Origin of the sequence: Paenibacillus popilliae ATCC 14706 (genome assembly GCF_000315235.1) — a bacterium.
GTDB classification, from domain to species: domain Bacteria; phylum Bacillota; class Bacilli; order Paenibacillales; family Paenibacillaceae; genus Paenibacillus_B; species Paenibacillus_B popilliae.
The window spans coordinates 1-373 of record NZ_BALG01000520.1; the positions used below are offsets into that span (position 1 = coordinate 1).

Here is a 373-nt window from a genome sequence, read left to right on the forward strand (position 1 = left end):
AGGCTGTCAGCGACAGCGCGAATTTCATTTTATGGAGAGTTTGATCCTGGCTCAGGACGAACGCTGGCGGCGTGCCTAATACATGCAAGTCGAGCGGACTCAACGGTTTCCTTCGGGAAACCGTTAGGTTAGCGGCGGACGGGTGAGTAATACGTAGGTAACCTGCCCTTAAGACTGGGATAACTCACGGAAACGTGGGCTAAAACCGGATAGGCGATTTGCTCGCATGAGGGAATCGGGAAAGGCGGAGCAATCTGCCACTTATGGATGGACCTACGGCGCATTAGCTAGTTGGTGAGGTAACGGCTCACCAAGGCGACGATGCGTAGCCGACCTGAGAGGGTGATCGGCCACACTGGGACTGAGACACGGC

1 rRNA gene is annotated in these 373 nt (G+C 55.5%); it reads left to right on the forward strand.

The features are described from left to right. Positions 1-28: 28 nt before the first annotated feature. Positions 29-373: ribosomal RNA gene (locus tag PPOP_RS18930) — 16S ribosomal RNA — on the forward strand; the annotation flags it as partial.